Genomic DNA, 25,646 nt, shown 5'->3' with positions numbered 1-25,646 from the left:
CCTCTATTAATGGAAGGGGTTTCTTACAATTTTAGGGTTGTTATTGATCACGTTTTGATCAATAGATGAGTAGTAATTACCTAATCTGAAGGTATGCGGAGAAACAAAGCGAGGCGCTCTCAGTTTCTCAAAAACATACTTATTATGTTGTGGAGAACCAGGGCGTACTACTCTGTAAGGGTATAATGCATAGATTACGGCATCTGGGCTATTTGCATTTCCATCCCATATTTCATGGGCAATTCTCCAGCGCTTAACATCCCATACACGATGATCTTCAAAGGCTAATTCTACCGTACGTTCATTTCTTAACCTATTCATTGTTAAAGTGGCTAAGCTGTTGGCGCCAAAACCTGCTCTCTCTCTTACTCTATTCACATAGCCTACGGCTTCATTCTGTAAGTTAAGTTCAAGCGCAGCTTCGGCCCCATTCAATAGCACTTCAGCAAACCTGAATCTTACCCACCACATAGTACTTAGTTGACTGCGTGAACCAGCCCCTGCTTGAGGATCTAAGTATTTTCTAAGATAAAATCCTGTATTGGTGGTTTCCAGTTGTGAACGGCGTGGCCCATCAGCACCTGTTAACAAGCCTCCATCTGTATATCTTGATCCAAGATTGCCTTCAACATTCTGGTAACTAGAACCATTCCAAACCTTAACACCAGCTTGTATTTCTGCTTTTACTCCCCTGAATGACGTTCCTGGGTAGATAACTGTACCATATAGGCGAGCATCTTTATTAGCAAAGATATCTTCAGGGCTATTATAATAGATATAGTCGCTATTATCGGCTGTTCTGGTTTTTAACGTACCCACTGAACCATCTAAGTACTCAAATTTTTCTACTAAATTAAGAGAAGGAGTGATGGCGCCTGGGCTAAGGTTATCCTCTCTTGCTGAGAAAAAGATGTTGTCATACGTGAAGAAATGGGTTTTTCCCTTAGCGAAATCTTGCGCCAGAATCACTTCTGGATTACTTGATTTCTTGGTCAAAGCCTCAAAAAAGTTTTCCCCTTTATCTGGATTGCCCTGATACAAAGAGTATGAACCTGATGTAATGATTTCTCTTGAGGCTTTAAGAGATTCTGTGAAGTACTCATTTGCTCTAGAGGCAGGTATTCCCACCTCACCACCGGGAGTAGTAATGGGGGAACCCATTTGGTTGTTGTATTTTGCTATTGAGCCAGCATAAAGCAAAGCTCTGGACTTAAGGGCTAGGGCTGTGAATTTATTTGCCCTCGTCTTGCTGCCTGCATTTCCCAATTGGTCCTTTATCTGATCTACTTCGCTAGAAATAAAATCATAAATAGCTTCTTCCTTGCTTCTTGCTACCTGCAAAGGGGTAGGATCGCCGCTAAAATCATATATCAATTGAGTTGTTACCAGAGGTACTCCGCCCATTCTCTTAACTAATTCAAAATAGTTAAGAGCCCTTAAGAACCTTAGCTCAGCTATGAATGCATTCTTTTGAGCCTCGGTCAGAGTTGTGGAGGCGCCTATTTTTTCTATGGCAAGGTTGATATCCCTAACAAGGTCATAATTCCACAACCTCATTCTATCATAATTATAAATGGGCTGGTTGTTTCTCCACTCGTCATTGCCAAAGCCAGACCACATAGCCTCATCATACTCTGCAAATGCTTGCCAACCACCCGTAAGCGACTGGTGAGCTGGAATGCGATCATAATAGTTAGCTAATACCGATAGGATGATATCTGGATCGTTCCAGGTTTGGGCATCTGTTATAATTTCTTGAGGATCACGATCTAGCCAATCTTTCTCACAAGAGGAGGAAGTGATTAGAACGGCACTTAATAAAAAGCACTTTAGTATATTTTTCATTTAAATAACAGTTAGAAGGAAAGATTGAAACCGAAATTATATACCCGTTGCTGAGGATACACCAAACCATTGCCTGAAGCCACCTCTGGATCTATCTCGTAATCTTTCAAATTATCAATTGAGAACAAATTAGAGCCGTTAGCATAAATTCTTAAGGCAGATATTCCCATTTTATTAATCCATGCACTAGGGAAATTATATCCAAGCTCTAGATTTCTTAGTCTGATATATTTCACATTTGTTAGCCAGAAGGTGCTATGACGATAGTTTGAGTGGCCATTATCATCTTTTCTGATGGCGGGGTATTTGCCAGCTACCCAAGCGCTATTTGGATCAAATGGGTTTTCACGATGCCACCGGTCTTCAAGCATAAAGGCTGGTGAGTTACCATTGTTCTGGAAGGGAAATCTAAGTTCCCATTCACGCGTATAGCTTTGGTTGCTCGCCCCGGCAAAGTCAACTGCCAAGGAGAAGTTCTTCCAAGACACACTGCCGTTTATACCATAGCTGAAGTAAGGAGTAGCACCCTGAGCATAGCCTATTGGCCGTTCATCCAAATTATTAATGAGGCCATCATTGTTAATGTCCTTATAGATCAAATCACCTGGTAATAAGGTTGTATTGCCCCTGCCATCAATATCAACAGTATAATTGTCAATTTCTTCTTGTGACTGGAATTGGCCAATGTACTCGTAGCCCCAGTTCACGCTAGCCCATCTGTCTTCTATAGATGACCGGTACTCACCCCATGAGTTTCCAAATCTTGGCTTATAAGTCTCTAGTACTCTCAATCTGGCAAAAGTTGCATTGCCACCTATGCTGTAGCTAAACTCACCAATAGAGTTCCTGTACATGACCATACCTTCCAAGCCTCTTATAGCATCAGAGTTTAAGTTTTCTGCTGGTAAACCGTACCCTACTTCACTTGGTAGCAGTACATCATACCTTGCAGCTGGTAAACCTGTGCGTTTTCTCTCAAAAACATCAAATTGGGCTGTAATCTTGTTGTTCAAGAAGCCTAAGTCAATACCAACGTTCTTAGATATATTGGTAACCCAAGACAGATTAGTGACAGGAATGCCTCTAGGGCGTGACCCTGTAATCAGTACGCCATCAAGTACAGAGCTTCCATTTCCATAAGTAGTTCCTCCCAGGTAGCTGAAGGGTGAAACAATGAAGTTGTTATTGATCACATCAGCCCCTGTTTCACCATAAGAACCTCTCAGCTTTAGCTCTGATAGCCAATCCCCTACATTGTCCCTTAAGAAAGACTCTTCTGAGATTCTCCAACCAGCGGTAACACCTGGGAAAAAACCGTAACGGCTGTCTTTAGGGAAAAGGAAAGAGCCATCATAACGCCCCAAAACCTCTAACAAATACTTTTCTTTGTAATTGTAGTTGATACGACCAATGTAGCCTGCTCTTGCCTGTATGTTCCAGGTATCGGCTAATCCAATCTGGTTTTCAAACCGCTGAAGTGGTATGTAGTTGTTAGGTGGGTTGGTGGCAATCTGTAAGAAAGTCTCTTCCCTATCAGAGCGCTCATAACCTAATAAGGCTGCAAAGTTGTGATCGCCAAATTGCTTTGCATAGTTCAACTGTATTTGAGCTACACGTTCATTAAGATCAGTTCTCCGTTTGTTTCGCCAAGGATTAGGGTTCCCTCCAAAAGTTTCATAGCTATTCGTTTCTGCAATATATCTATAAGCATCATAGGTATATTCAAAGCCTTCGAAGACATTAGTTGTATAAGTGTAGGAGTAGGTTCCTCTTGCTGTTAACCCAAAACCAAAATCATACTCAGCAAAGAGATTCCCCCTGAAGGCTTTCCAAGTATCATCCACATAACCTGTAATATCTTCTTTATAGGTAGCAGGGTTTACGTTCACATTATGCACCGCACCATTAATGTAGTTAGGATTGTCATTTGCATAAGGACGCTCCGTAGGCCACATAGTGAAAATACTCAAGAATGGATTGAAATAGTCATCTAAGCCTGGTACGCCTGTTTGGTGACGATCCTCAATTCTTGCGCTGATTTGTGTTCCAACTTTTAACCCCTTTGCCAACCCTGCTTCTAAATTGGCTTGAATATTAGAGCGGTTGAAGTTGAAATCTTCAATCATTGCTTCTTGATTAAGATGGCCTACAGAAAAGTAATATTTCATCTTATCAGAGCCACCAGAAGCACTTGCATTTAAATAGGACTGTGGAACATTTGGTTTGATAACAAAATCATAGTAGTCAAAACTTTGAAAGCCCGGTTCTGTTCCTTGTCTCCATTTCTCCAGAAGCTCAGGAGTCCAGGTGGTTCTAATGCCCCTGTTCTGGTCAGATTCAGCAAGCCCGCGTACATATTGATAAGCATTTGCGGGTCTTGGATAGCGAGTAAAGTTTTGTAAACCGTAATAGCCAGATAAGTTAATGGTTGTTTTATCTGCTCTGCCTTTTTTAGTAGTAACAAGTACTACCCCGTTTGCAGCTCTTAATCCATAAATAGAGGCAGATGCATCTTTAAGCAAAGAAATGCTTTCAATATCATTGATCCCTAAGTTGTTAAAGCTTCCTTCGTCAGAAGGGATTCCATCTATAACATAGAGGGGAGTGCCCATATTTCTTATCTGCAGCGTTGTACCTGAACCTGGTCTTGCATCAGCTTGACGCGCATTAAGACCCGCTACTTTTCCAACCAGAGCCCCAGATGTTGTAACGGAAGTTGTTCTGGTTATGTCTTCAGATCTGATATTGCTAACCGCACCTGTTAACGTTTCTTTTGACTGGGTACCATAACCAACAACTACCACCTCATCCACTAGTTGTGCATCAGAGGCAAGGGTCACGTCTACTGTGGAACGGTTATTTATAGGTACCTCTTGCGAAATGTAACCTATATACGAAAATACGAGTGTCTTTTCTCTGTCTGGGACCTGTACTGAATAGTTGCCATTCGCATCTGTACTAGTACCTACGGTTGTACCCTTTACAGATACGCTTACCCCTATTAAAGCACCTCCATTTTTATCCACTACCTTTCCGGTAACAGGAACGCCTTGGGCAAAGGCTCCATAGATTTCAAAGACACTAAAACAAAGTACAAGCAAGTACCTTATCTTGTTTAAAGAACATTGTAGTTTTTTTTTCATGTTTCTAAATGGTTGATTTTAAAATTCTTAAATGAAAATTGTGCTTGTGCATGAGTAGCTAAGATCCCCAATTAATTTAAGTGGGTAATCTTTTCGCATTTCCTTGATTTTCCCTCCTTTCTAAATAGTCAACCTTATAAAAAATTAATTCCATCTCAGTAAGATCAAAAGATTTCATCTGGGTGAATGGTGTGTGCTCTTTGTACAGTACCAAACATCAATGCCTTGATGAACTCTTTACCAGGTGGCTTCTATTATAAGTTCTAAATAAGTGTGCATAATACATTTATTTGGATAGGTACTAAAAAAAGCATGAAAAATCATGCTTTGGCATAGAACTCCTCTTTATGACATTGTTAATATTGGGGCAGAAGGACCTAAATGCTTTGCAATAATATCAATAATAAAGAAATATTAATCATGTTTTATCAAATAATTTTTGCGGTGGCACAAGTTTATTTTCAAATCTATAAGAACGAAACTTGAGAATCTGTAAGCTCTATGAGAAGAAACACTGCTTCTTGATGATTCCCCACATATAAAAATGGAAATCAATGATGTGTATTGATGGAATTGATCTGATAATCAAGTGTATAGACTTTGTAGCCTCTGGTTAACGGGTGGTGTTGGGGTTGTTAAAAGCCTAAAATATGGGGGAATACACAGTTATTTATTTTTTTGTTGCTAAAAATTCAAAATGAAGCTACATTTATGAAAAATAAATAATTGTAGTGTTAACACTTAAGTTTGGCGTTTTAGAAGGGTTTGCATCAGAGGGCATGGTTTGTTCTGCCAGATGCTTTAAGTGTGTTCATTGCTCTATACAGAGCCTTCTCTAACCAAAGGTTAGGTTGGTTTAGTTGCGGAGGAGCAACATTGCTCATACAGCTCTTTTATATAGGTGCCAAAAAAGCTCAACAATAGAAAACCTCATAAATGGTAGAGCCTGTACTGGTTACACATTCTCTTGCTTGCATTTTCATTTAAAGAAACTCTTGGGTGAAAACGTTTTTAACTTGTTTTCCTAAAAGCAGGCTAAACAAAGGAAGTTGCTATGGGAGACCCTGCTTAGAATATAACCAACACAGCTTGATTGCTTCAGCTACCTGTTGGAGCTTCTTATGGTAAATAGGAGGGGGTGGCATTAAATATCTTCAGAGAAGGATATAGCTTCTATTGGAGTAGAGTGATTAGGGGTGGATAGGAATTTTTTTATTAAAAAACTAAGTAAGCCCGATAGGGGAAGCTCTAAATTAGCTAAAGTTGAACAACAGATTATTAGTGCTTGTTTTAGGTGTTGTGCTTGGTATAGCAGGCTGTAAGGACAAAGAAGAGGAAATGGTAGCACCTGCTCCTGTACTAAGTACTTTCAAAGGTCCTGCTTACCCAGATAATTATACCTCGGTGGCTTCTTGGGCACAACGTTCTCAGTGGGGGTTGGCCAATGTGCATGATCCTACAATAGCAAAGAGCGGTGATTACTATTACATGTATCAGACAGATGCTTCTTATGGGAATTCGCATGAAGGGCAAGGGCATTACCCTTACAGGCGCTCAAAAGATCTGGTAAACTGGGAGTTTTTAGGAATGGCTTTTAAAACCCCTCCTGCTTGGATAAAAGACTCTTTAAATAACAAGAGAGCCAGAATCAACCTTCCTCCAATTGTAAACCCAAGATATGGCTTTTGGGCTCCTTGTATCAGAAAGGTTGGTGCTAAATTCAGAATGTATTATAGTGTAATAGTGGACAATCCAATAGTGGGTTCCGAGTTTGAGAATTCTTGGACAGAGCGAGCATTCATTGGCCTTGCTGAGACAGATGATCTTGCTAGTAATGTCTGGACCGATAAAGGAATGGTTGTTAGTTCAGAGCCAGATGGTGTTGTGGATTTTATAAGAGACGGGGCAAATGATTGGAATGGATATTATAAATTCAACGCCATTGATCCTAGCTTTATAGTTACTCCAGAAGGGGAGCATTGGTTGATATATGGCTCCTGGCATTCTGGTGTGGCCGCATTGAAGCTTAATGCAACTACCGGTAAACCTGATAAACTTCAGAATATAGAGGATTATGGTGTGCGGATTGCAGGGCGGGGAAATGTGAGTACCAACCGTTGGCAAGCATTGGAGGCGCCGGAGATTATTTATAATGAGGCGACAGGGTATTATTACCTTTTCCTGGCGTATGACGAGCTCTCAATCGCTTACAATACCCGTGTAGCAAGGTCAAGAAGTATTACAGGGCCTTACCTAGGAATTGATGGAGGTAATGTTACTGAGGGAGCAGAGTGCTGGCCCATGTTAACACACCCTTATAGTTTTGGAAACCATACTGGCTGGGTAGGAATAGCTCATTGCGCCCTGTTTCAGAACCCAGATACAAAAGAATGGTTTTTCTCTTCCCAGGGCCGGTTGCCTGTGGGAGTGCCAGGTATAAATGTTTCCAATGCAGTCATGATGGGCCAGGTCAGAGAAATGCAATGGACAGAAGATGGTTGGCCGGTTGTAGTGCCTGAAAGGTATGCAGGAGTGCCAAAAACTACTATCACAGAGAAAGCATTAGTAGGAACTTGGGAGGAAATCACCATGCAGTATCAATACCAGACAATACAAAGGTCTGCCAGAATTGTGTTAAGTGCAGATAAAAAGGTGAGTGGAAGCATAACGGGTACCTGGTCTTTTGATAGTACTAAAGGTACTCTCACTATTAATGAGAATAAGCTTCTGCTTTCAGATGCATGGGACTGGGAAGCTTCCCCACGAAACACCACCATCACTTATTCTGGGCTAACCTCAAGTGGGCTACCATTGTGGGGTAAAAAAGTGTATTAGTCACCCAAGTACTCTACTAAATCTTGTCGATTCAACATTGCTTATTATCGCTATGAATACAAAATTTATAAGCTTATACATCTGCTTTTTTTCTCTAATTCCTTTTTCTGTTTTTAGCCAAGAAAAGGGATTAGAAAGCTTTCCATTATCTTCTGTCCGGCTGCTGGAAAGCCCTTTCCAACAGGCGCAGCAAACAGACCTGAAGTACATCTTGGCTCTGGACATGGACCGTTTACTGGCTCCTTTTCAGAAAGAAGCCGGAATTCAGCCGAAGGCTGAGAACTACGGCAACTGGGAAAATACCGGACTAGACGGGCATATTGGTGGGCATTATCTTTCCGCTTTGTCTCTGATGTACGCCTCCACGGGTAACCCCGAACTTCTGCGCCGCATCAACTACATGGTAGACCAACTGGAAGCCTGTCAGCAAAAGAGCGGTGATGGCTACCTGGGTGGAACACCCGGCGGCAAGCAGATGTGGCAGGATATTAAAGCGGGCAAAATAAACGCCGGAAGCTTTGATCTAAACAAGAAGTGGGTGCCTTTGTACAACATCCACAAAACCTACTCGGGCCTGCGCGATGCCTATTGGTTTGCCGGAAACGAGAAGGCCAAAAACATGCTTGTTAAACTCACAGATTGGGCCCTGGACATCACGGCTAAGTTGACTGATGCCCAAATCCAGGACATGTTGCGCAGCGAGCACGGCGGCATGAACGAAGTATTTGCCGATGTGGCTGAGATTACCGGAGATCAGAAATACCTGACCCTCGCGAAGCGCTTTTCCCAGACCTCGGTGCTCAATCCTCTGCTGCAAGGCAAAGACCAACTGAACGGCATGCACGCCAATACCCAAATCCCGAAGGTAATTGGTTACCAGCGGGTGGCCGAAGTTTCTGGGGACAAAACCTGGACCAACGCCGCTGATTTCTTCTGGAAAACAGTGGTGAATAACCGCACGGTGTCTATTGGCGGCAACAGCGTGAGCGAGCACTTCCACCCGGCCAATAACTTTACGTCCATGATGGAAAGCAAGGAAGGCCCCGAGACGTGCAACACCTACAACATGCTTAAACTCACGAAGCAATTGTATTTGAACAGCGCATCGGCCAGCTACCTCAATTATTATGAGCGCGCGCTCTACAACCACATTCTTTCCTCGCAGCACCCCACCAAAGGCGGCTTTGTATATTTTACCTCCATGCGCCCGCAACACTACCGGGTGTATTCTAATCCTCAAGAAGATTTCTGGTGCTGCGTAGGCTCTGGCCTGGAAAATCACGGCAAGTACGGCGAGCTCATCTACGCGCACGCAAACAAAAACCTTTACCTGAACCTGTTCATCCCGTCGGAGCTGGAGTGGAAAGAGAAAGGCCTCACACTCACCCAAACAACCAGTTTCCCTTTTGAAGAAAAAACAGAGGTGAAGCTGAAGCTGAAAAGAGCAAACAAATTTACATTCTTCATCCGGAAGCCCGAGTGGGTAAAAGGAGACCAGCTGAAAGTGCTGGTGAACGGCAAAGAAGTTAGCCCAAGCACTGCCACCAACGGCTATGTGGGCATTGAACGCAAATGGAAATCTGGTGACGTAGTAACGGTGCTGCTGCCCATGGAAACTAAAGCCGAGCCTCTGCCTGATAATTCTCCCTGGATTTCTTTTGTGCACGGCCCTATTGTGTTAGCAGCGGTGACCAGCACATCAGACCTCCCTGGCTTGTTAGCCGATGGTAGTCGCATGGGGCACGTGGCCAACGGCAAGCTGTATTCACTGGAAGAAGCGCCTTTGCTGGTGTCTTCAAGTAAAGACCTTACCACGCATCTTTCTCCCTTACCTAATAAGCCTTTTACTTTCACTTTATCTGGCGTGACTGGGCAAAACTCAGAGCAGAAGCTGGAGTTGGTGCCATTTTACCAGATTCATGATGCCCGCTACATGGTGTACTTTCCGGTCACTACCCCAGAAGGATTAGAAGCCCGTAAAGCCGCCATTAAAGAAAAAGAAAAAGAGCAGTTGGCCTTGGCCGAACGGACGGTAGACCAGGTGGCAGCCGGCGAGCAGCAACCAGAATCAGACCACGGTTTCCAGGGCGAGCGCACTGAAACCGGCGTGCACCGGGACCGCCATTGGCGCCATGCTCAGGGCTGGTTCAGCTATAACTTAAAGAACAAAGGTCAGGGACCTCGCAAACTGCGGGTAACTTATTTCGGGTTAGATAAAGGCCGCAACTTCCAAATATTGATCAATGACAAACTGGTGAAAACCGTGGAAACCGACGGTTCCGGTGGTGACAAGTTTGTTGACGTGGAATATGATATTCCTGCGGAGGTGTTGACGAAAGCCCCGAACAATACCTTGAATGTGAAGTTCAAGGCAAACGAAGGCTCCTCCACAGCCGGCATCTACGAGGTCAGGTTAGTAAAATAAGTGCTTTCCTGTGCATTGAAGGTGGCTTACTAGGCTGCCAGTTTGATACTCAAAATTGAGAATACTTTATTAGTGAACCCCATGACGCACAAACCCTTTTCCTTTGTTGCCCTGGCTGCGGGCTGTATGATGGCCTTCAACTTGTCGGCGCAGACAAAATCTCCAGTGAAGACTTTCCAGGTGAAAGCCGACCAGGTGTACGGCGAGATTGCCCCTACCATGTACGGCATCTTCTTTGAGGACATCAACCTGGGAGCCGATGGCGGTATCTACGCCGAGTTGGTGAAGAACCGTTCTTTTGAGTTCGATACGCCTTTGATGGGCTGGAAAGAACAAAAGCAAAACAACGCCGAGGGCAGCTTGCTGGTGCACAACCGCGGCGAGCTCAACGGCGCCAACCGCCGGTTTCTGCGCCTGGCCTCTAAATCAGACCAGGGTGGCTACGGTGTTTTGAACGAGGGCTTCCGGGGCATGGGTATCAAGAAAGGAGAGCAGTACAACTTCACCGTAATGGCCCGCCAGCAACCCGGCAGCAGCATGCCGGTAGTGGTGGAGTTACTGACCGCCAAAGGCGAAAAGCTAGGCGCAGCCACCATCACCCCAACCGGTACCGACTGGAAAGAATACAAGGCCAGCATCACCGCTACCAACACAGACCCCAAAGCCCGCTTGCAAGTAGTGGCGCAAGGCAAAGGCACAGTAGACCTGGACATGATTTCCCTGTTCCCGAAGAATACCTGGAAGCAACGCCCTAATGGTCTCCGCGCTGACATGGTGCAGTTATTAGCCGACATGAAGCCGGGTTTCCTCCGTTTTCCGGGCGGCTGTATTGTAGAAGGCCGTACTTTGGATGAGCGTTTCCAGTGGAAGAAAACCATTGGCGAAGTAGCGAACCGCGCTACCTTGGTGAACCGCTGGAACACCGAGTTCAAGCACCGCCACACGCCAGATTATTTCCAGACCTTCGGGCTGGGTTTCTTTGAGTACTTCCAGTTAGCCGAAGACATTGGCGCCGCGCCGCTTCCTATATTGAATTGCGGCATGGCCTGCCAGTTCAACACTGGTGAGGTAGTGCCCTTAGACCAACTAGACCCCTACATTCAGGATGCCTTGGATCTGATTGAGTTCGCTAATGGTCCAGCTACTTCTGAATGGGGGAAAATAAGAGCAGAGATGGGGCACCCGGCTCCGTTCAACCTGAAATACCTGGGTGTGGGCAATGAGCAGTGGGGTGAGCAGTACGTAGAGCGCTACAAAATATTTGAGAAAGCCCTTCGGGCGAAGTACCCAGACGTGAAGCTGATTACCACTACCGGTCCTTTCCCGGATGGCCCCGAGTTCGATTACCTGAACAAAACCATGCGCAGCCTCAACGCGGATATCATTGACGAGCACTACTATCGTGCCCCGGAGTGGTTCCAGGAGAACGTGACCCGCTACGACAATTATGACCGCAAAGGCCCTAAAATCTTCGCCGGGGAATACGCGTCGCAAACCGTAGCCATCGCCAGCCCAGACAACAAGAACAACTGGAAAGGTGCTTTGTCAGAAGCCGCGTTTATGACCGGCCTGGAGCGCAACGCCGATGTAGTGGTGATGGCTTCTTACGCCCCCTTGTTTGCCCATGAAGAAGGCTGGCAATGGACTCCAGACATGATCTGGGTAAACAACCTGCAATCCTTCGGGACACCCAACTACTACGTGCAGAAGCTGTTTTCCACCAACGTGGGTACGCACCTGGTGCCTATCCAGCGCAACAACGCCAACGTGACCGGTCAGGACAAACTCTTTGCCTCGGCCAGCCTTAACCAGAAAACGAACGAGCTAATCTTGAAAGTGGTGAATACCTCAGACAAAGCGCAGGACGGAGAGTTTGTGCTGGATGGCGTGAAGAGCACGCAAAGCAAAGGCACCGTGCTGAAACTGAGAAGCAACAACCTGGAGCAGATGAACTCCTTCGCCAATCCTACAGCCATCAGCCCGGTGCAGCAAACGGTGCAGGTGAAAAACAAACGCGTAAAGTTGGCACTGGAGCCTTATTCGGTGAATGTGATTAAGGTGAAAGTGACTCCAAACGCGGGACAATACTCGTTGAATACAAAGTAAAAGGAGTGGGCGTTTACAAGCTGTTTTTGAAAATCTGGCTTGTAAACGCTCTTTGCTTTTCTTCTGTGGCGCTGATTTATTGGCGTGGCTTTCCTGGAGCTTGCTTCAGGTCCAGAAGTAAATTCGGGCACTAATGTCCAAAAATGCTGCTAGCCGCCTCTTTCTAAAAACTAGCCCTAAAACGCTTCCCCCAGTTAACAGAAACGTACATGTTCTTCCCACACAAACAAAACCAATCTGTATTCAACAAGCTACAGGCCACTCTATCAGCACTTATGCTGCTGGTGGTGGTTGCTTGCGCGCAAAAAAGCAGTAGTACCAGTAGTTCAACTCTTGAAAAAGAGTACTTGGTAGAAAGCCCTGATAAAAGCATTGCGGTGCGGTTTAGTCTTGCGCCTGATCAGAGCGCCACCTACGCCATCTCACGCAACGGAACAGAGGTACTGCAAGATTCTAGGTTGGGGGTGCGCATGGAAGACGCGGATTTGACTAAAGGCTTAACGCTGGCTTCGGTTTCCAAAATGGAGTCTGTGAAAGATGATTATGAGATCCTGACCGCCAAGCGGAAGAAGAACTCCTACCGGGCCAATAAACGAACCTTCCATTTGAAGAATGCGCAAGGGCAGCAGATGGATGTCATCTTCCAGGTGTCTAATGACGGCGTGGCGTTCCGGTACTACTTTCCGGGACAGGGCGCGGGAATCAAGAAAATCAGTCAGGAGTTGACCTCTTTCAAGTTTCCGGAGGGCGCGAAAGGTTGGTTGCAACCCATGTCTGATGCCAAGACTGGCTGGGAGAGCACCAACCCGTCTTATGAAGAATATTACCTGAAAGGCATTCCGGTAGGTACGCCGTCGCCCATAAAGGCGGGTTGGGTGTTCCCAGCGCTTTTTCAGAGTGGCGAGAATTGGGCTTTGATCACGGAGACGGCGCCCGAGGGGAATTACTGTGCTTCCAGGCTGGCACAGAACGCGCCAGGCGGCGAGTATCGCCTCGCGTTTCCGCAGGAAGCTGAGAAAATGCCCGGTGGCGTGGTGAACCCCGAGTCTGAGTTGCCGTGGTACACGCCGTGGCGCATTGTTGCCGTGGGCTCTCTCAAAACCATTGCAGAGTCTACCTTGGGCACTGATTTGGCAAAACCAGCCATAAACATAGACCAAAGCTTCATAAAACCTGGTAAAGCGGCCTGGAGTTGGGCCTTGCTGAAGGATGATTCCATTGTGTACGATGTGCAGAAACGGTTTATTGACTACGCTGCCCGCATGAACTGGTCTTACTCGCTCATTGACGTTAACTGGGACCAAAAGATTGGCTATGACAAAATGAAGGAATTGGCTGATTACGCTAAAACCAAGAACGTAGGCTTGCTGCTCTGGTACAACTCGGCCGGACCCTGGAACACGGCCCCTTACACCCCCAGAGACAAAATGCTTACGCATGAAAGCCGTATGCAGGAGTTTGCCAGAATACGTGACATGGGCATCAAAGGCGTAAAGATTGACTTCTTCGGAGGCGACGGCCAGAGCGTGATGCAGTATTACATAGACATTCTGAAAGACGCCGCCGAGAACAAACTGCTGGTGAATTTCCACGGCTGTACCTTGCCCCGAGGCTGGCAGCGCACCTATCCTAACCTCATGACCATGGAGTCTATCAAAGGCTTCGAGTTCATCACTTTTGAGCAGCAAAATGCCGATGAAGAAGCCGCGCACGCCACGGTAATTCCCTTCACTCGCAACGTCTTTGACCCCATGGACTTTACGCCGGTGAATTTAGACCAGATTCCGAGAATCAACCGCAGAACTACCAAAGGCTTTGAATTAGCGTTGTCTGTTCTGTTTATCTCCGGCATTCAGCATTACGTGGATATTCCGCAGGGTATGGCCAAGGCACCCGTCTATGCCCAGAATTTCCTGAAGGAAGTGCCCAGCGTATGGGAAGACTCCAAGTTTATTGACGGTTATCCGGGCAAGCAGGTGGTCATGGCGCGTCAGGCGAATGGCAAGTGGTACGTGGCGGGCATCAACGGTGAGAATTCCGCCAAAACCCTGGAATTGGATTTAGCTTTCCTGAAAGGCAAAAAAGGCTCTTATATCTCTGATGGTACCGATGCCTCGGGCATGCAACAAAAAGCAGTAGAGATTGCCGCCAACGGAAAAACCACGGTAGAACTTAAACCTAACGGTGGATTTGTGATGGTGTTTGACAAAAGCGCCAACGGCGGAATAGGCAATTAAGCTAAGGCAGGTAAAGCCTGCTTCTGGTGCATTTTGGCTAAAACAGCTACAAAACGAAAGATAATCAGGATTGATATGATGGTAAGGAATTTCATCTTCAGTATACTCTTGCTTACGGGCATTGGTTCTGTGCAGGCGCAGCAAACGCAGGGACAACAAATAGGCGAAGTTCGGCCTATGAGCAACATAACGGTACATGATCCAGTTATGGCCAAGCAGAGCAAAACGTACTATCTGTTCAGTACGGGAAACGGCATCTCGGTGTGGTCTTCTACCGATATGCAGAATTGGAAAAAGGAAGCGCCTGTGTTCGCCACGGCCCCGGAGTGGGCTACTAAGGCCGTTGCTGGTTTCAAGAACAACCACATCTGGGCGCCGGACATCAGCTTCTACAACGGGAAATATTACCTGTACTACTCTATCTCGGCCTTCGGGAAAAACACCTCAGCCATTGGGCTGGCGACGAACACTACCTTAGATCCACAGGATAAGAAATTTAAGTGGGTGGATCATGGTAAAATCATTGAGTCTATTCCGGGACAAACCAACTGGAATGCCATTGACCCGAATATTGTGACGGATGAAAAAGGGACGCCGTGGATGACCTTCGGGTCTTTCTGGGGCGGGCTGAAGCTGGTGAAAATGAACAAAGACCGCCTGAGTGTGGCCGAGGACATCTCCAAAATCCCCACCATCGCCAGCCGCAGAAAAGGTCTGACAATGCAAACCAATCCGGCCCCACTGCCGGGCAACCCCGCCGATGCGGGTGGAAATGCGATTGAAGCGCCTTTCGTTTTCAAGAAAAACGGCTATTATTACCTTTTCGCTTCCATTGACTATTGCTGCAAAGGCGCCAAGAGTGACTACAAAATGATTGTGGGTCGGGCTAAAACCGTGCAGGGGCCTTACCTGGATAAAAACGGCGTAGCCCTGGATGCCGGTGGCGGTACTATTTTGCTAGAAGGAAACGAGAAATGGAACGGGGTAGGACATAATTCGGTGTATACCTTTGACAAGACAGATTACATCATCTTCCACGGGTATGACGCCGCTGAAAACGGAAGGCCTAAACTCAGAATAGAGAAACTAACCTGGGGCAAAGACCAATGGCCGGTGGTTGCCATTGCGCAATAATCCGGTGAATTTTTGCGGACGGCTGAAATCGTCGGAAAAAATCTTACATTCAAAAAATAATCCGTTTAACCCTATAACTCGTCTATGAAATACGTACTAAGACCTGTTTCCACGTTACTGGTAGCTTCTATGCTGCTAGTGAGCGCCTGTAATCAGAACGCCGGCAAACAGGAAACAGCGAACACTGAAAACCAAACCACAAACACTGCCAACGAAGTGAAACTACCTGCCCGCGCCGATTTCCAGAAGACCATAGACGGCAAACAGACCGACCTGTTTGTGCTCAAAAACAAGAACAACGTACAGGCCGCCATCACCAACTATGGTGGTCGCGTGGTAAGCCTATTGGTGCCAGACAAAAATGGAAAGCTAACCGATGTGTCCATCGGGTTTGCCAACGTGGAAGATTACACCGAAGGTGCCGATACGTATTTTGGGGCTACTATTGGCCGTTACGGCAACCGCATCGCCAAAGGAAAATTCAGCCTAGATGGCAAGGAATACACCTTGGCCACCAACAACGGAGCTAACCATTTGCACGGGGGTGTGAAAGGTTTCTCGCGCGTAGTGTGGGATGCCAAGCAGGTAGATGACAAAACTCTGGAGCTGACTTACCTGGCCAAAGACATGGAAGAAGGCTACCCGGGCAACCTGAACGTGAAAGTAACCTACACCCTTACCGACGAGAACGAACTGATTGTGAATTACCAGGCTACTACTGATAAAACCACTATTGTAAACCTTACTAACCACACGTTCTTCAACCTGAACGGCGAAGGAAGCGGCGACGTGCTGGGTCACACCTTGCAGATAAACGCTGATCGTTACAATCCGGTAGATTCAACTTTGATCCCAACGGGTATTGAGCCAGTGGCCGGGACCCCGTTTGATTTCCAGCAGCCAACTACCATTGGAGCCAGAATTAAAGAGCAGAACCAGCAATTAAAATACGGCAATGGCTATGACCACAACTATGTGCTGACTGGCGGAAACGCGGGCAAGGAGATGAAATTAGCCGCTACCGTAACCGGTGACAAGAGCGGTATTACCATGGAAATCCGGACCCAGGAGCCAGGCATCCAGTTTTACAGCGGTAACTTCATGGAAGGATCACACACCCTTAAAACCAACGTAAAGGATGAATTCAGAACGGCTTTCTGTTTAGAGACCCAGCACTTCCCAGATTCTCCTAACCACCCAGCTTTTCCGTCTACTGTGTTAAAGCCGGGGCAGACGTATAACACCACCACCGTGCACAAATTCTCTGCTAAATAGCTTTGGGTTTTCGTCTAACAAAAATCCCTGGGTGTTCCTGCTATAGGAGTCTCAGGGATTTTTTGTGGCTGATAGATTCGCCTTCGGTATGGGGCACTTGCGGATTGTACCTGTTTTTAGGTCGTTTTCTTTAAAATAGCTTAAAAATCACCTACTATTTCTTTATTTGCTTCAGAATTGGATTAAGGAAGTATTCTTTCTTGGTACCAACGATAACATTCGGTCTTTTTCTAAGAGGCCAATAAGTTTACACAGGGCAACGAGTGTAGGGGAAGACTCTAATAAAAAGCTTCCTTGTGCGCTTGCCTCTATTTTGAACTAAGGGATTTCGTAATAAAATATCAGCGGAATGATGGAGTATTCGGGCCAGACAAGGGTCCTTGTTGCGGTAGACTGTATCATATTTGGGTTTGACGGAGAGAACTTCAAACTTCTTTTGATTCAACGTGGCTTTGAGCCGGAGAAAAATAAATGGAGTTTGATGGGTGGTTTCGTCCAATCAGACGAAAGTTTGGAGGCGGGTGCCCAGCGCGTCCTGAAACAGCTCACCGGTTTAGAAGGCGTGTACCTGGAGCAAATCCCGGCGTTCAGTGAACCCAGCCGCGACCCCGTGGAGCGCACCATTGTGGTACCTTACTTCGCCCTGATTGACATCCACAAATACGAAACCCAGCTAAGCTCAGACTACCACGCCGAATGGTTCCTGCTCACTGAGATGCCAGACTTAATTTTCGACCACAACAAAATGGTAGAGATGGCAAAAATGCGACTCAGATACAAAGCGGCTTTGCACCCTATCCTGTTTGAATTGTTGCCCGAAAAATTCACGCTTCCCAAGCTGCAGATTCTCTACGAAAAACTTTACGAAACTACCTTTGACAAGCGGAACTTCAGCCGGAAGGTGCTTTCCACTGGCCTGCTAGTACGGCAGGAAGACAAAGACAAAGAAAGCTCCAGAAAAGGTGCCTTCTACTTTAAACTAGACAAAGAGAAGTACTACGATAACTTTGAGGCGTTCCTGAAGTTTATTCCCAACCCAGAGAAATTCTTGATGTAGGCGTTCCGCAGTGGGGAAGAGGAATCAAGCCCTACAGCATTTGTAGCAATTCCCGTCTAGAGGTTACTTTATTGAAACCAGCCTCTAAACGGGAATTGCTGGTTATGAAATAGTTAAATGAAGTGAATCTGGCGTTGTTTGATTTTTGGTTTACAAGGAGGACGCTTGAAAATTAAATTAAGTGTCATATTTACATTTGTAAAATATTGTTGCTATACTTGTAATGTAAATGCCTTAGTACGTAGCAGAATTCTAAATTCAATAAAAGATTGCTATCAAGAATTTGGCAATAAGTAAATAAGCGTTAATTTGACATCAATAATATAGATATGGCGCAAGATGTTTTTGTAATTGGTGTTGACTACGGATCAGACTCAGTACGGTCAGTCCTGGTAAATGCCCGGAACGGGGAGGAAGTAGCTTCTTCTGTGTTCAACTATCCCCGCTGGAACAAAGGGGCTTACTGTATTCCGGCTGAAAACCAATTCAGGCAGCATCCTTTAGATTACGTGGAAGGGCTGGAGAAAACCATTAAGGAATGCCTTCAGAAAGCCGGGGCCGAAGTAGCTGCCAACGTGAAAGGCATCTCGGTAGATACCACTGGTTCTACACCCGTAGCGGTGAACAAACAAGGAACGCCGTTGGCTTTGCTGCCGGAGTTTGCCGAAAACCCGAACGCCATGTTCGTGCTCTGGAAAGATCACACCGGCGTGCAGGAGGCGGCAGAAATCAACGCGCACGCCACCAAATTCGATACGAATTACCTGAAATATGTGGGCGGAATCTATTCATCTGAGTGGTTCTGGGCCAAACTGTTGCACGTGTTGCGGGCAGATGCCCAAGTGCGCGAAGCTGCCTATTCCTGGGTAGAGCACTGCGATTGGATACCATTTTTGTTAACCGGTGGTACCGATGTAGATGCCATGAAACGCGGCGTTTGCTCGGCGGGTCATAAATCACTTTGGGCTGAAGAGTTTGACGGACTTCCACCCAATGAATTTTTCTCTTCTTTAGACCCGGTGTTGGATGGGTTCACTTCCCGCTTGTTCAAAGAAACCTATACGGCAGATCAGGCTGCGGGCCAGCTGAGCCAAGAATGGGCCGAGCGCCTGGGCTTGTCCACGGATGTAGTGGTGGGCGTTGGTGCTTTTGATGCACACATGGGCGCCGTGGGCGGACAAATTGAGCCGTACCACCTGAGCAAAGTAATGGGAACCTCTACCTGCGACATGCTGGTAGCTCCCTTAGAAGAAATTGGTGATACGTTAGTAAATGGTATCTGCGGCCAGGTACCTGGTTCTGTCATCCCAGGCATGATGGGACTAGAAGCAGGTCAATCGGCTTTTGGTGATACCTATGCCTGGTTCAAGCGGATTTTGCTGTGGCCGTTGCAGAACCTGCTGGCTAGCTCCCAAGTCATTGACGCCGCTACCGCCGAGGCCTTGGTAGAGGAAGTATCCGCTAGAATCATCCCTGAGTTGAGCATTGCCGCTGATCAAATTCCATTGTCAGAAAACAACGAGTTTGCCATTGACTGGTTCAACGGTCGCCGGACGCCAGATGCCAATCAGGTATTGAAAGGTGCTATCTCCGGACTAGGCTTGGGCAGTGATGCCCCGCGTGTGTTCAGAGCTTTGGTGGAAGCCACTTGCTTTGGTGCCAAAAAGATTGTAGACCGCTTCAACGAACAAGGCGTGCCGGTAAAAGGCCTTATCGGTTTGGGTGGCGTAGCGCGTAAATCGCCGTTCATCATGCAGATGATGGCTGATGTGATGAACATGCCCATCCGGATACATAAATCAGAGCAAACCTGCGCCATTGGCGCGGCCATGTTCGCGGCTACCGCGGCTGGCTTGTACACCAGGGTAGAAGAGGCCATGGAGGCCATGGGCCAAGGCTTTGACCTGGAGTATTTCCCTAACCCTGAGAAAGTAGACCTGTACGCCAAGCGTTACCAGAAATACACCGAACTAGGCGGTTTCCTGGAAACTCATAGCATGTCTGCTAAACAGACTACGTTGTCTGATTTGCCAGAAGTGAGCAGCCCAGCCCAGGACGGCCAGACCAGAGAATCTATTCAAAACCAAGAAGCACTGCAAGGCCTTTCTGAGGCTACCCGATAAGCACCCATGAGTTCTTTCCAACACATAAAAGAAGAGGCCTACCAGGCCAACATGCAATTGCCCAAACTAGGGCTGGTTTTATTCACCTTCGGGAACGTGAGCGCGGTAGACCGGTCACAGGGCGTGTTTGCCATTAAGCCCAGCGGCGTGCCGTACGAAGACCTTTCACCAGAGAAAATGGTGATTGTGGATTTTGACGGCAACACGGTAGAAGGTACTTTGCGACCTTCGTCCGATACCAAAACCCACGCGGTGCTCTACAAGCATTGGCCAACCATTGGCGGTATTGTACACACGCACTCCACCTACGCCACTGCCTGGGCCCAGGCCCAACGCGATATTCCAATCTACGGCACCACCCATGCCGACCACCTCACCACCGATGTACCTTGTGCCCCACCCATGGATGATGCCATGATTCAGGGCAACTATGAGTACGAGACCGGCTTCCAAATCATGAACTACCTGCAGGAGAAAGGCATGAGCTATGAAGAGGTGGAGATGATATTGGTAGGAAACCACGCACCATTCACTTGGGGCAAAGACGCTAAGAAAGCGGTGTACAACAGCGCCGTAGTGGAAGAAATTGCCCGCATGGCGTTCCTGACGGAGCAGATAAGACCACAAGTTCCCCGCCTGCAGGACTCGCTCATCAAGAAGCACTTTGAGAGAAAACACGGGCCAGATTCTTACTACGGCCAGTAATATCAACTAGAAACGATACAAGCACTCCGTGAATCTCTTTTCTCCCAAAGGAGATTTCGGCTCTAAACTTTATACTATGATTGACTTAAAACAATTTGAAGTCTGGTTCATTACCGGAAGTCAGCATCTGTACGGCGAAGAAACCCTTAACCAAGTTGCTGCCCACTCGCAGGAGATAGTGAAAGGTCTGGATAGCGCTGAGCAGATTCCGGTACGGATTGTCTTCAAACCAACGGTGAAAACCACGGAAGAAATCTTCCAGGTTTGCCAGGATGCCAACGTTGCTGAAAACTGCATTGGCGTGATTACCTGGATGCACACCTTCTCGCCCGCTAAGATGTGGATTAGAGGTCTGTCTATCCTGAAGAAGCCTTTGCTGCACCTGCACACCCAATTTAACCGCGATATTCCGTGGAATTCCATTGACATGGATTTCATGAACCTGAACCAAAGCGCTCACGGCGACCGTGAGTTCGGGTTTATGGTATCACGCATGCGCAAAGACCGCAAAGTGGTGGTAGGTCACTGGCAAGACCCAGAAGTGATTCAGGACATCAACAACTGGTGCCGCGTGGCCGCCGGCTGGCATGACTGGCAAGGGGCCAAGTTTGTGCGTTTCGGGGATAACATGCGCTACGTAGCCGTAACCGAAGGTGACAAAGTAGAGGCTGAATTGAAGTTTGGTTTCGCCGTGAATACCCACGGCATTGGCGACCTGGTGCAGGTAATCAACGAGGTGACCGATCAAGCCGTGGACCAACTGGTGCAGGAGTATGAAACCAAATACACCGTAGCGCAAGGTCTGCTGGAAGGTGGTGCCCAACGGGCTTCTTTGCGCGAGGCCGCTAAAATTGAAATAGGCTTGCGCACCTTTTTGGAAAAAGGAGGTTATAAAGGCTTCTCCGATACGTTTGAAGATTTGCACGGCATGGTGCAGTTACCAGGTATTGCCGTGCAGCGCCTCATGGCCGATGGTTACGGTTTCGCCGGCGAAGGCGACTGGAAAACCGCCGCGTTGGTACGCGCCATGAAAGTAATGGGCAGCGGCTTACCGGGTGCCAACGCCTTCATGGAAGACTACACCTACCACTTCGATCCGAACAATTCTTTGGTATTAGGTTCGCACATGCTGGAGGTTGACGAAGCCTTGGCCGTTGACAAACCTTCCTGCGAAGTGCACCCCTTAGGCATTGGTGGTAAAGCCGACCCGGTTCGTTTGGTCTTCAACGCAGGTTCTGGTCCGGCTTTGAACGCATCGGTGGTAGACATGGGCAACCGTTTCCGGTTAATCGTGAACGAAGTAGAAGCTGTAGAGCCGCAGAACGATTTGCCGAATCTACCAGTTGCCCGCGTTCTCTGGAAACCGTTACCGGACATGAAAACCGGTTGCGCCGCCTGGATTTTGGCCGGAGGAGCCCACCATACCTGCTACAGCCAGAACATCAGCGCAGAGCAATTACAAGACTTCGCGGAGATGGCCGGCATTGAGTGCGTGGTCATCGGCAGAGACACCAAATTAAGCCAACTGAAGAACGAACTTCGCTGGAGCGAAATGTTCTACCAGATGAACAGATAATTAAAACAGCATCGGCTCTCAGAAATGGGAGCCGATGCTGTTTTAAGGCTGTTTTCAGGAAAGTAGCTGCAAAATGCTACCCACCCCTGCTCCTTCGTGGAAGGGGAATTCCCTATAAATGAAAGTGAATGCCCGAAATGGAGGAGCATGCCGTTAACTCAAAAGACCTCGTAGCGTCCGGAGGACCTGCGAGCGTCTGTGCCGATGTCGTTGCAAAACGCAAGGGCAACCACAAGGGATTGCCCCTACTTTCTGCAATGCCAGCGGACTTTGCCGCGGAATACGTAAGTTTAGGAATCTGTTTCGGCAGATGCGCTTAGGAAGAGAGACGTACCATGCAAGACCACCTGCTGTTTATAGACATTGAATCCTCGGGGTTGCCCGAACATTGGGATGTGCCCTACTCTGATGAGGAGAATTGGCCGCATACCGTGCAGGTAGCTTGGTTTGTCTATACCAAAGACGGGCAGCAGGTAAAAAGCGAGAATCACTACATCCGGCCCGAGGGCTTTGAGGTGAAGCCTTCGTCCATTGCCGTACACCATCTTACACCCGACTTCTTGCACGGCAACGGGCAAAGCAGAAGGGAAGTGCTGTTGTTATTACAGGAAGAATTGCAGCGTTACAAACCCATGGTCATTGGGCATTTCATGCAGTTTGATTACCACGTTCTCAGTGCTGACTTCTACCGTGAAGGATTACCTAATCCTTTTGAGAACCTGCCGGTGTTCTGCACCATGATTGCATCTTCAGGGCTCACGCACCTGCCCCGTAAAAAGCACCTGCGCCTGGGCGAACTCTACAGCCACCTGTTTCATAAATCCTTGGAGAACCAGCACAACGCGGTGACCGATGCCCGCGCCACTGCCGAAAGTTTTTTTGAATTACGTAAACGCAGGGTGGTGACGGAGGAGTCCGTTGCCCAACAACAGGAAAAACGCTACACCACTAACAAACAACCACAGCCTAAACGCTCCATCCTGCTCTGGCTTGGAGCCGGACTGGGAGCTTTACTTTTCATCATTTTACTTATTTACTGGCTATGAACGACCGTCTGCAATTTCTAAAAAGCGTAAAGCCGTTCCACCTGTTAGGAGATGACATTCTGTTAGGGGTCATAGACCTACTGCAGGAAGTAAGATACTCCAAAGACACGCTCATCTACCACCAGGGCGTGACCAAACTACGGGGCGTGGACCTGATTGTGGAAGGCGAATATGAGTCGTTTTTCTATGATAGTGCCCAAAATAAGCGCGTGCTGGAACCGCACGGCCCCGGCTATTGCTACGGTGGCATTTCTATGTTGCTCAACCGCAAGAAGTCGTTGCGCACCGTCATTGCCAAGAAAGGAACCGTGGTGTACTTTCTGCACCGCAGAGACTTTAGGGCACTGGCCAAAGCCAATGAGGGCTTCCTGCACCATTTCACCCATGAGTTCGGCCTGCGCATGCTCAATGAGGAGTTCGCCCATTTCGTGAAGCGGCCCACCTCCTTTGAGGAAAACTACATTGCCACCGACCAACTCTATTCCCGCCGTATTGAAAGCGTGGAGTACCGTACTATTATTACCTGTTCCACTACCACCCCTATTTACACTGCGGCCCGTCTCATGGCGGAAAACAAGACCAGCTGTGTTTTCGTGAAGAACGAGGTTGGGCATATTGTAGGTTATATCACGGACATCACGCTTCGCGATAACGTGGTGGCTGCGCAGGAAGACGTACGCGGGCCGGTGAAGGAAATCATGGACAATCCCATTGTGTCCATCCGGAAAGACGCCTACGTGTATGAGGCTATTCTACTGATGTTCCGCACCAAAACCCGTTACCTGCTCATTGAGGAACAAGGAGAATACATAGGCATGATTAGCCGAAGCAAGTTGTTGAGCGACCAGGCCCAGTCGCCGTTCGTGTTCATCCAATCGGTGAAGCTGGCGCGCTCCGGGAACGAACTGCGGGCCAAGTGGCAGCAGGTGCCCGAAATTGTGATGCAACTGCTTTTGCGCGGCGCCAAACCCGAGATCATCAACCAGGTCATCACCACCGTAGCCGATACTATTGCCCAGAAAGTGATTGAGGAAGTAATTGCCATCTGCGGTCCGGCCCCGGCCAAGTTCGTGTTCATGGTGCTGGGCAGCGAAGGCCGCAAAGAGCAAACCCTCAAAACCGACCAGGACAACGCCATTGTGTACGAAGACAAAGCCAACGAGCAACGCGAACTGGTGCGGGAATACTTCCTGCGCTTCGCCGATATGGTCTCCGAAAAGCTGGACTACATCGGGTTCAGTTTCTGCACCGGCGGCTATATGGCCAAGAACCCCAAATGGACGCACTCGCTTTCGCACTGGAAACGCAACTACCACGCCTGGATGCAGGAAATTGTGCCCGAAACCGCTATCCAGTTCTCCACCTTCTTTGACTGCCGTTTCATCTACGGCGATGGCGAAATCATGAAAGAGCTGGTTTCTTTCCTAGACGAGGAACTGCAGAAACCCATGCCGCGCCTCTTCTACCACATGGCCAACAACGCCCTGCAGTACGAACCGCCGCTCACGTCATTCTTCAAAAATATCAGAACCTTCACCGTGGGCTCGCAACAGGTCTTCGACATCAAGAAGGCCATGACCCCCATTGTGGATCTGGTACGGGTGTACGCCCTGCAAAACCGTATCTTCAAAACCAACACCGGCGAGCGGATTGAAGCCTTAGCCGCAGCTGGTGTTTTCACGGAGAAACAATGCCAGGAACTCATGCAGTCGTACTACTACCTCATGGGCCTGCGCCTCCGTAAACAGGCCAGCCAAATCATGCACGACAAAAAAGATCCAGACAATTACCTGGATGTTCAAAGCCTGACCAAAATTGAGCAAGTCACCCTGAAGGAAATCTTCAAAACCATAAGTGATTTTCAACTGGGCATCAAGGTGCAGTTCACTAATAGCTTGTTTGGGTAAGAAGTAGGTTGCTGGTTTAGGGTAGTTTTTGGGAAAGCAGGCTTGAAACAGCAGGGACAGGTTTTTAAGTGTAGTTGGCTTTCATTTGCTCTTTCCTCTAAACCTTATTATTCAATACTATTCCCCTTCTTATGTCATCCTGTAAGGACCTTGTGATCGAGCAGTATTAGCGTAACTAAAACGCCTTTCTAGTTCGCCCACAAGATCTTTCCAAGATGACAAATGGGAGGAG

The 25,646-nt window shown here is 47.5% G+C and carries 14 protein-coding genes; 12 read left to right on the top strand and 2 right to left on the bottom strand.

Translation table 11 applies throughout. The annotated features are described in order from the left end of the window. Positions 1-6: 6 nt before the first annotated feature. Together ACY0JR_RS13125 and ACY0JR_RS13120 are read right to left on the bottom strand one after the other, a co-directional pair. Positions 7-1,845, bottom strand: a complete 1,839-nt coding sequence (locus tag ACY0JR_RS13125) for a RagB/SusD family nutrient uptake outer membrane protein (protein ID WP_462634554.1) — start codon at positions 1,843-1,845, stop codon at positions 7-9. An 11-nt stretch (positions 1,846-1,856) separates the two neighbouring features. Then, positions 1,857-4,988 (bottom strand): SusC/RagA family TonB-linked outer membrane protein, encoded by a 3,132-nt coding sequence (locus ACY0JR_RS13120; RefSeq protein WP_462634553.1) that lies wholly within the window; start codon positions 4,986-4,988, stop codon positions 1,857-1,859. A gap of 1,263 nt (positions 4,989-6,251) precedes the next feature. On the opposite strand from ACY0JR_RS13120, the gene ACY0JR_RS13115 reads away from it, so the two are divergent. From ACY0JR_RS13115 to ACY0JR_RS13060, 12 genes are all read left to right on the top strand, one after another. Beyond that, positions 6,252-7,823, top strand: coding sequence for an arabinan endo-1,5-alpha-L-arabinosidase (locus ACY0JR_RS13115; RefSeq protein WP_462634552.1), 1,572 nt, complete (start codon positions 6,252-6,254; stop codon positions 7,821-7,823). A gap of 52 nt (positions 7,824-7,875) precedes the next feature. Further along, complete coding sequence (locus tag ACY0JR_RS13110) at positions 7,876-10,248, top strand: beta-L-arabinofuranosidase domain-containing protein (RefSeq protein ID WP_462634551.1); 2,373 nt, start codon at positions 7,876-7,878, stop codon at positions 10,246-10,248. Positions 10,249-10,329: 81 nt separating this feature from the next. Then, on the top strand, positions 10,330-12,354 hold the full coding sequence (locus ACY0JR_RS13105) for an alpha-L-arabinofuranosidase C-terminal domain-containing protein (RefSeq protein WP_462634550.1): 2,025 nt from the start codon (positions 10,330-10,332) through the stop codon (positions 12,352-12,354). Between the two features lie 209 nt (positions 12,355-12,563). Further along, positions 12,564-14,591 (top strand): glycoside hydrolase family 97 protein, encoded by a 2,028-nt coding sequence (locus ACY0JR_RS13100; RefSeq protein ID WP_462634549.1) that lies wholly within the window; start codon positions 12,564-12,566, stop codon positions 14,589-14,591. Positions 14,592-14,666: 75 nt separating this feature from the next. Then, a complete protein-coding gene (locus ACY0JR_RS13095) occupies positions 14,667-15,725 on the top strand; it encodes a family 43 glycosylhydrolase (RefSeq protein ID WP_462634548.1) in 1,059 nt (352 codons plus the stop codon). An 84-nt stretch (positions 15,726-15,809) separates the two neighbouring features. Beyond that, entirely contained in the window at positions 15,810-17,000 is a 1,191-nt protein-coding gene (locus ACY0JR_RS13090; RefSeq protein ID WP_462634547.1) for an aldose epimerase family protein, read from the top strand. Between the two features lie 349 nt (positions 17,001-17,349). Next, entirely contained in the window at positions 17,350-18,057 is a 708-nt protein-coding gene (locus tag ACY0JR_RS13085) for an NUDIX hydrolase (protein ID WP_462634546.1), read from the top strand. Positions 18,058-18,386: 329 nt separating this feature from the next. Then, a complete protein-coding gene (locus ACY0JR_RS13080) occupies positions 18,387-20,180 on the top strand; it encodes a ribulokinase (RefSeq protein ID WP_462634545.1) in 1,794 nt (597 codons plus the stop codon). A gap of 6 nt (positions 20,181-20,186) precedes the next feature. Next, a complete protein-coding gene (locus tag ACY0JR_RS13075; RefSeq protein ID WP_462634544.1) occupies positions 20,187-20,885 on the top strand; it encodes an L-ribulose-5-phosphate 4-epimerase in 699 nt (232 codons plus the stop codon). Between the two features lie 76 nt (positions 20,886-20,961). Continuing rightward, positions 20,962-22,461, top strand: coding sequence for an L-arabinose isomerase (gene araA, locus ACY0JR_RS13070; protein ID WP_462634543.1), 1,500 nt, complete (start codon positions 20,962-20,964; stop codon positions 22,459-22,461). A 335-nt stretch (positions 22,462-22,796) separates the two neighbouring features. Beyond that, on the top strand, positions 22,797-23,507 hold the full coding sequence (locus tag ACY0JR_RS13065) for a 3'-5' exonuclease (RefSeq protein ID WP_462634542.1): 711 nt from the start codon (positions 22,797-22,799) through the stop codon (positions 23,505-23,507). Beyond that, a complete protein-coding gene (locus ACY0JR_RS13060) occupies positions 23,504-25,414 on the top strand; it encodes a DUF294 nucleotidyltransferase-like domain-containing protein (RefSeq protein WP_462634541.1) in 1,911 nt (636 codons plus the stop codon). The genes ACY0JR_RS13065 and ACY0JR_RS13060 overlap by 4 nt, the downstream gene beginning before the upstream one ends. The last annotated feature ends 232 nt before the right edge of the window (positions 25,415-25,646 follow it).

It is taken from the genome of Rufibacter sp. JT3400010 (genome assembly GCF_054956755.1).
The sequence above is the reverse complement of the archived record's forward strand: the minus strand, read 5'-3'. Positions and strand labels throughout refer to the sequence as shown.

Excerpts from the sequence above, each read along its gene's own strand:
- ACY0JR_RS13125 (WP_462634554.1), bottom strand. The coding sequence starts at position 1,845 with ATGAAAAATATACTAAAGTGCTTTTTATTAAGTGCCGTTCTAATCACT.
- ACY0JR_RS13120 (WP_462634553.1), bottom strand. The coding sequence starts at position 4,988 with ATGAAAAAAAAACTACAATGTTCTTTAAACAAGATAAGGTACTTGCTT.
- ACY0JR_RS13110 (WP_462634551.1), top strand. The coding sequence starts at position 7,876 with ATGAATACAAAATTTATAAGCTTATACATCTGCTTTTTTTCTCTAATT.
- ACY0JR_RS13105 (WP_462634550.1), top strand. The coding sequence starts at position 10,330 with ATGACGCACAAACCCTTTTCCTTTGTTGCCCTGGCTGCGGGCTGTATG.
- ACY0JR_RS13100 (WP_462634549.1), top strand. The coding sequence starts at position 12,564 with ATGTTCTTCCCACACAAACAAAACCAATCTGTATTCAACAAGCTACAG.
- ACY0JR_RS13095 (WP_462634548.1), top strand. The coding sequence starts at position 14,667 with ATGATGGTAAGGAATTTCATCTTCAGTATACTCTTGCTTACGGGCATT.
- ACY0JR_RS13090 (WP_462634547.1), top strand. The coding sequence starts at position 15,810 with ATGAAATACGTACTAAGACCTGTTTCCACGTTACTGGTAGCTTCTATG.
- ACY0JR_RS13085 (WP_462634546.1), top strand. The coding sequence starts at position 17,350 with ATGATGGAGTATTCGGGCCAGACAAGGGTCCTTGTTGCGGTAGACTGT.
- ACY0JR_RS13080 (WP_462634545.1), top strand. The coding sequence starts at position 18,387 with ATGGCGCAAGATGTTTTTGTAATTGGTGTTGACTACGGATCAGACTCA.
- ACY0JR_RS13075 (WP_462634544.1), top strand. The coding sequence starts at position 20,187 with ATGAGTTCTTTCCAACACATAAAAGAAGAGGCCTACCAGGCCAACATG.
- araA (WP_462634543.1), top strand. The coding sequence starts at position 20,962 with ATGATTGACTTAAAACAATTTGAAGTCTGGTTCATTACCGGAAGTCAG.
- ACY0JR_RS13065 (WP_462634542.1), top strand. The coding sequence starts at position 22,797 with ATGCAAGACCACCTGCTGTTTATAGACATTGAATCCTCGGGGTTGCCC.
- ACY0JR_RS13060 (WP_462634541.1), top strand. The coding sequence starts at position 23,504 with ATGAACGACCGTCTGCAATTTCTAAAAAGCGTAAAGCCGTTCCACCTG.